At 29.4% G+C, this 6,960-nt stretch carries 8 protein-coding genes; 2 read left to right on the top strand and 6 right to left on the bottom strand.

Annotated elements, in window-relative coordinates; translation table 11 throughout:
* Both ABI549_RS12990 and ABI549_RS12985 read left to right on the top strand, forming a co-directional pair.
* A partial coding sequence (locus ABI549_RS12990; protein ID WP_348076889.1) for a T9SS type A sorting domain-containing protein occupies positions 1-824 on the top strand: 824 nt, incomplete at its 5' end.
* Positions 825-974: 150 nt separating this feature from the next.
* Entirely contained in the window at positions 975-1,490 is a 516-nt protein-coding gene (locus ABI549_RS12985) for a hypothetical protein (RefSeq protein WP_348076888.1), read from the top strand.
* A 56-nt stretch (positions 1,491-1,546) separates the two neighbouring features.
* Here the strand turns inward: ABI549_RS12985 and ABI549_RS12980 are convergent, their stop codons facing one another.
* From ABI549_RS12980 to ABI549_RS12955, 6 genes are all read right to left on the bottom strand, one after another.
* Positions 1,547-3,481: a tetratricopeptide repeat protein gene (locus tag ABI549_RS12980; RefSeq protein ID WP_348076887.1), complete on the bottom strand. Its 1,935-nt coding sequence runs from the start codon at positions 3,479-3,481 to the stop codon at positions 1,547-1,549.
* Between the two features lie 52 nt (positions 3,482-3,533).
* Positions 3,534-4,250 (bottom strand): glycosyltransferase family 2 protein, encoded by a 717-nt coding sequence (locus tag ABI549_RS12975; RefSeq protein WP_348076886.1) that lies wholly within the window; start codon positions 4,248-4,250, stop codon positions 3,534-3,536.
* Between the two features lie 89 nt (positions 4,251-4,339).
* Positions 4,340-5,092: a triose-phosphate isomerase gene (tpiA, locus tag ABI549_RS12970; RefSeq protein ID WP_348076885.1), complete on the bottom strand. Its 753-nt coding sequence runs from the start codon at positions 5,090-5,092 to the stop codon at positions 4,340-4,342.
* On the bottom strand, positions 5,092-5,592 hold the full coding sequence (locus ABI549_RS12965) for a TlpA disulfide reductase family protein (protein ID WP_348076884.1): 501 nt from the start codon (positions 5,590-5,592) through the stop codon (positions 5,092-5,094). The genes tpiA and ABI549_RS12965 overlap by 1 nt, the downstream gene beginning before the upstream one ends.
* Positions 5,593-5,608: 16 nt before the next feature.
* Entirely contained in the window at positions 5,609-6,709 is a 1,101-nt protein-coding gene (locus ABI549_RS12960) for a MauE/DoxX family redox-associated membrane protein (RefSeq protein WP_348076883.1), read from the bottom strand.
* 57 nt (positions 6,710-6,766) lie between these two features.
* On the bottom strand, positions 6,767-6,960 hold a 194-nt coding region (locus ABI549_RS12955), incomplete at its 5' end, for a DUF1599 domain-containing protein (protein WP_348076882.1).

The raw sequence follows: 6,960 nt of genomic DNA, 5'->3' as shown, positions 1-6,960 counted from the left end.
ACCCAACAGGAGATGGAACAGTTTCTGTAACTGGACTAACAGCAGGAACTTGGACATGTACCGTAACCGATGCTAATTCTTGTACAGCAACACAATCATTTACAGTAACACAACCACCAGTTATATCAGTAACACCTGCATCACAAACTAATGTGTCTTGTTTTGGAGGGTCTAATGGTGCAGCAACTATCAACACACCAACAGGAGGAGCAGGAGGTTATACTTACAATTGGACTCCGGGCAACCCAACAGGAGATGGAACAGTTTCTGTAACTGGACTAACAGCAGGAACTTGGACTTGTACTGTGACAGATGCTAACGGATGTACAGCAACTAGAGCATTTACTGTAACACAAGCAGCTGCCTTAGATAATACAGTTTCGCAAGCATCAGGTGTATTAACTGCTAATCTAAATGGTGCAACATACCAATGGTATACCTGTCCAAATACTTTATTAGCTGGGGAAACAAATCAAAGTTATACTCCTACAGTTGTTGGTGATTATAAAGTTGATGTAACGCTTGCTGGCTGTACAGTAACTTCTAGTTGTGTGACAGTTTCTGTTCTTGGAAATCCATCTTTTGAATTATTTTCAAAATTCAAATTGTATCCTAACCCAAATAGTGGAAAACTTAATATTGACTCTGAAATAGATGGTAATGTTTTAATTGTAAATCAATTAGGTCAGGTGGTTAAAACATTTAGTGTAAAAGCAAATGTTATCAATTCTATTAATATTGAGGATTTAACCGATGGAACCTATTTTGTTAAGGGTGCTAATGGAATGAATATTAGTACATATAAATTAATAATTAAAAAATAATTTTATTTATTAAGTAGTAAAAGACTGTCTTTAATTGGACAGTCTTTACTTTTTTAATTTATTCGATAAAATATCCAATAATCATAAAAAAAAGTTATTTTTACAAAATATAATTCCTTAATATAACAAACCAAACTCATAACTCTAGATATGAAAAGAAGATTATTTCTTAAAAAAGCGAGTATAGCAACTACGGGTATTTTACTTTTCTCTGGTTCAGAAGTTTATTCAGAGAATATAGTTGTTAAAAAAAGTAGTATTATTGATTTTTTACCTATATCAATCAGCGCTAAGAAAGTTACTCTTAAGGGTTTGATTGTAGATTGTCAGACGTTACAACCAATAAAGGATAGTCAAATTAGTATTAAAATGAAGAACAATAGAATGTTCTCAACTAATAAAGATGTAGTTAGTCAAGAAGGTGAATATGAAGTTATTAATGGTTTTACTGCTTCAGGAAAAGTTCATAAAAAAATGTATGTTGAAATTAAAGCAGAGGGATATAAACCATACGAAGGTATGATTTTTGTAACGCCAACTGGTTGTAATCTTCATAGTAATGAGTGGGCTTACAACAAAAATTTTGATCCTATTAATTGTCCTAAAAATACAAATGAAGGAAATGAAACATTAACAAGATTTAATTTTCATTTAGTTAAAAATTAAATAGCTCTTCTAAAAATAAAAAAAAACTCATATTCTTGAATATGAGTTTTTTTATGCTATCGCTTATTATATTCGGATAAATAATAATTTGCCTTCTCTATATTTCCTATCGCTCTATTTGCCATTGATAAAGAATTTAAAGTATTTTTCTGATTTGGATTCAGTTGGTATGATTTTTCAAAAGCAACAATAGCTTCTTTGAATCTAGAAGAGACAGCAAGAGCATTGCCATAGTTTAGATACATTTCATCGTGTTCTGGATACAATTTTAAACCATCTTCAAAAATTGCAATTGCTTTTTGATATTCTTTACTATTAAATAATGCAGCACCATAAAAATTATAAGTATTATATTGAATGGATTTATTTTGTATTGCTTTTTTATAATTTAAAATAGCTAAATCATATTGCTTTTTCATAAAATAAATGTCGGCAAGATTTCCAAAAAGAGTAATGTCATTTGGATTAATTTGTAACGCTTTTTTAGTACAATCTAATGCTTTTTGATACTCTTTAATTCTATAATAACAAACACCTAAATTAACTAACGAACCTTTATCTTTTGGGTCAATTTGTAAAGCTTTTTCGTAATTTTCAATAATTTGAGGCAGTTGTGTTTGCTGGTTATTAACGTCCTCAGGTAATTGCGAAAATAAAGCTGTAGCATTATTAAAATTAACTCTAGAACTATTAGGAGCATGATTTACATCTTCTGTAAAAAGAGTGAAATTAGATTTCCATGCTTTGTTTCTTCCAAATGAATTGTAAGAATACAAAACAGTTACTACAAATAATCCATAAATAACAGGATGTGAATAACTTTTAAGTTCCATTATTTTAAAAGAATAAAAAATAATGAAAACTACAGCTATACATATACCTAAAACAGGCGTGTATAGTAAGCGATCTCCCATTGTAGCGCCAATTAGTGTAAAAATATTTGTCACCAAAAGGATTGTAATAAAAAAGAAACCAATACCAAAAGTTACTATCACATTTTTACTTCTAAATTTGAATGCAATCAAGATTAAAATCGAAATCAGAATTAAACTCCCTATGAATTGGTAGGATAATAAACCTACACATGGAATCTGGTTAAAAGAATAATCATAACTTAAGTTATAAGGAACAATTGAATTTAGAATGTAACGACCCAAAACAGAAAAACCAGTTGCAATCTGAGTTATATTATCGCCACAACCTACCAGTGAATTATCTAGATATGTATACTGAATTCTTTTATAAGGTGATGATTGAATAATATATTGATGCCATGAAAGCCATGCTATAGAAACAACAACAAAAGGCAATATCTTTTTGAAAATTAATTTTAAATTTTTCATTTTATCCCAAAAAAGCACAATTAAAATGGGGAAAAATAAAATTCCTGCTTCTTTTGAGAGCAAACAAAATAAATAAGAAAGAATTCCTAAAATAAAATAGCCTATACTTTCTTTACAAAAAAGGCAATATATAGTAATGGTAAAAAACAATAAACATAGTATTTCATCTCTACTTTTTATGTTTGCTACAACTTCTGTATGAATAGGATGCACTGCAAATAGGAGCACTATAAAAAAGGGAATCCAAATAGTATAGTTGCTTAAAAAATGCTTCAAAACAGTAAACAAAAGCAATATGTTTAAAGAATATAATATAACATTACAAAAATGATGAATAAAAGGATTATTGGGCATAAATTGCCATTCAATAGCAAAAGAAATAAGAGACATTGGTCTATATAATCCTGCGTTAGAATCCCAATATCCTTGCCAATAAAAAGTTGTTAATATGTCTGGAATACCAGCAATCCCATTTTTAACAAATTTATTTTGCTCAATCACAGCGATATCATCGAGGACAAATCCGTGCATAAGTGTATTGGCAAACAAGAAAAACGAAACAATTCCTAGTAGCCAGAACATCCATGAGTAAGAGATGATTTTTTCTGTTTTTATTTCCGCAGTGCTATTTTTGCTTTTTTTAGACATTTTTTAAAACTTTATTAAACTAATCAAATATACAGAATAAGATTTGAAAGGATTATAGTTTTAGAAGGCCATATTTTATAATACAAAATATAGCATGAACTCCATCTTTCCAAGTAATTTTTTTATCCTCCTGATATGTTCGACCATAATAAGAAATACCAACCTCATATATTCGAATATTAGGAATTCGAGAAATTTTGGCAGTTATCTCTGGTTCAAAACCAAAACGTTTTTCTTTTAACTTGCAATTTTTCAAGATATCACTTCTAAACATTTTATAACAGGTTTCCATATCTGTAAGATTAAGATTTGTCATCATGTTAGAAAGGAATGTTAAAAATTTATTTCCTATAGTATGCCAAAAAAACAATATGCGATGAGGTTTACTACCCATAAATCTAGAGCCATATACAACATCAGCAAATCCATCAAGAATGGGTTGTAATAAACTATTATATTCATTAGGATCGTATTCAAGATCAGCATCTTGAATGATTATAAAATCACCTGTTGCATTTTCAATTCCTTTATGTATTGAAGCGCCTTTACCTTTATTGACTTCATTTTTGAAATATTGAATGTCAATAGATTTATTGTCGTTAATATATTTCTGAATTAATTCTTCAGAAGTATCAGTAGAACAGTCGTTTATTATTAAAATTTCCTTAGTAATTCCTTCTGTCAAATTAACCTTATTCACTTTTTCGAGTAATAAAACAATAGTTGATTCTTCGTTATATGTTGGAATTACAATAGATAATTTTTGCATGGTTTATTTTTTTTTGAGTAAAAACACAGAACCACTCTACTGAGTGGTTCTTGTGTTACATTTTATATATTTAATTGCAATTAATTTGGTTAAATACCATTTACAATCGCTACAAAATCGTCTGCTTTTAATGCTGCTCCACCTATAAGTCCACCATCAATGTCAGGTTTAGAGAAAATAGCAGCGGCATTATCAGGTTTTACACTTCCGCCATATAAGATAGAAACATCTTCGGCAATATCACTACCAAAAACTTTACGAACAGTTTCTCTAATAAATTCATGCATTTCTTGTGCTTGTTCAGGACTTGCTGTTTCACCAGTTCCAATTGCCCAAACAGGTTCGTAGGCTAAAATAATATTTGCCCATGATGATTTATCAATATGAAACAATCCGTCACGCAATTGGTTTTCAACTATATTAAAATGTTGTTTTTCTTGGCGGTCTTTTAACTCTTCTCCAAAACAAAAAATCACAGTCATGTCGTGTTTTAAAGCAGTATCTACTTTAAACGAAATAATAGCATCTGTTTCATGAAAAATTGCTCTGCGTTCTGAATGCCCAAGAATTACAGTATTCACACCGATACTCTTAAGCATATCTGCCGAAATTTCGCCAGTATAGGCGCCATTTTCTGATTGGTGCATATTTTGTGCTGCTACATGAATATTCGTAAATTCAGTATGATCTACAGCCGAAGCAAGATTTACAAATGTAGGAGCAATAATTATTTTAGTATTACTATTTGAGGGTAATTTGTCTATTAATTCGTTTATTAAATCTTCGGTTTCTTCCGAATTTTTATTCATTTTCCAGTTACCTGCTACAATTTTAGCTCTCATTATTTAATATTCTTTATTGCATCATTTACTTTGTCATAATCAGTTTCAATAGCTTTGTATAATGCAATATTTCCTTTTTTGTCAACAATTATATATCGAGGAATCCAATCTAAATTAATAGATTTTCCAAAAACACCTTTCATTCCATCGGGGATTAAGTAATGATCTCCTTTTAGTTCATGCTTTTCTATACCTTTTGTCCAAGCTTCAGTTGTTTTATCACAAGAAAGAAAAACAAAATCAGTATCATTATTAATATGAGTTGATTGTAGTTTTTTAATATTAGGCATGTTTTTTACACAATCACTACACCAAGAAGCCCAAACTTCAATAACGATAGCTTTTCCTTTATGTTTTTTTAGAATACTTTGCAAGTTAGTGCTGTTCCCATCTACACTTATTAATTTACTTGATAAAGCTTGATCAGAGAATTTGTTTTGTGCATTTGAACAAGAAATACACAATAATATTAGTGGTAATAGGTAAAATAATTTTTTCATAATTTTTTTTTAAAGTTTATTTTTTTAATTCAGAATATGGTTTGTTAATTAATTCTTGGTAATCAATAGGGTTAAATTTGTTATCTGTAATCCCATTATAATATTTATAAGTATTTCCATTCCAAATATATTTTACACCTGGCGTATCTTTACCCGTTCCTAATGCATTCCAAAACGGAATAATTTCTATGATTTTATAAGGATATTCAGCTCCAGCTTCTTTAAAGAAATCTGGAATCAAATTCGCTTCTTCGTTCATAAAAATAATTAAAATTTCTGGAAAATTAGGATTTTTTTGTTTTAATTCGGTTAATTCTTTTGCAGCTTGACGACAATGATCACAACCAGGTACAAAAAAGCATAATGTTTTTCGACCAGTATCTATTTTCGAGAATAATTTGGCATAACCAGATTTGATTTTTTTGGGTTCGGTTGTAGAAATTACTTCTTCAATTTTTGTTGGAAGTAATTTTTTTACCGAATCAACTTTTACAGCAGTAACAACTGAATCTTTAATAATTGGAGCCGTAATTTCTTTTTTAGTACTATCTATAACAGCATTTTCTATTGGAGAAACTACAAAATCGTTTGTAACTATTTTGATGGGTGCCAATAAAAATATCGATATTATAGTAGCTAGCATAATGCCTGCAACTATCCAGAAATTGTTTTTATCGTTTGTTTTTGGTAACAAAAAGAATAAGTAAACCAATAAAAATACGGCAATTATATTTTTTATAATGGCTTGAATAGGCGTCATTGGAATTAATTCACCAAAACAACCACAATTACCAGAATTTCCGCCGGTTGCAAAAGTAACATAAGATAAATGACCAATGAAAACTGCTAACAATAAAATAGTTACTGGAATAATAAGTTTTCGTAAAAAGTTATTTTGAAGAATTAGAATTCCCAAAGCCAACTCGATTCCGATTAATATTCTAGAAAACCAAGGCGCAATATTTTCTGAAAAACCTAATGGATATAATTGTTTTACTTCGAATGTTGATATTGCAAAATAAGGCGATGGATACATTTTGGCAATTGCCGAAATGATAAATAAGAACGAAATTAGGATTCTAATTGCCCAAGGTAAGTAGCTTTTTACTTTTTCCATTTTTTATGTTTTTTACAAATATAAAACCGATTGATTTTAGTATCTGTTAATGAGTTGTTATTTTTTGAAATCCATTAATATTAAAGCAAAAACTGCATAATTTATCATATCCTGATAATTGGCATCAATACCTTCAGAAACTAATGTTTTTCCCTTATTATCTTCAATTTGTTTTACTCGAAGAATTTTTTGCAAAATCAAATCGGTCAAATAACTTACGCGCATATCTCGCCAAGCTTCACCATAATCAT

Source organism: Flavobacterium sp. (assembly GCF_039932285.1).
Taxonomy (GTDB): domain Bacteria; phylum Bacteroidota; class Bacteroidia; order Flavobacteriales; family Flavobacteriaceae; genus Flavobacterium.
This window is presented reverse-complemented; position numbering and strand designations above follow the sequence as displayed.

Bases quoted from the DNA above. Each gene is read 5' to 3' on its own strand.
- ABI549_RS12975 (WP_348076886.1), bottom strand. From the start codon at position 4,250: ATGCAAAAATTATCTATTGTAATTCCAACATATAACGAAGAATCAACT.
- ABI549_RS12980 (WP_348076887.1), bottom strand. From the start codon at position 3,481: ATGTCTAAAAAAAGCAAAAATAGCACTGCGGAAATAAAAACAGAAAAA.
- tpiA (WP_348076885.1), bottom strand. From the start codon at position 5,092: ATGAGAGCTAAAATTGTAGCAGGTAACTGGAAAATGAATAAAAATTCG.
- ABI549_RS12960 (WP_348076883.1), bottom strand. From the start codon at position 6,709: ATGGAAAAAGTAAAAAGCTACTTACCTTGGGCAATTAGAATCCTAATT.
- ABI549_RS12985 (WP_348076888.1), top strand. From the start codon at position 975: ATGAAAAGAAGATTATTTCTTAAAAAAGCGAGTATAGCAACTACGGGT.
- ABI549_RS12965 (WP_348076884.1), bottom strand. From the start codon at position 5,592: ATGAAAAAATTATTTTACCTATTACCACTAATATTATTGTGTATTTCT.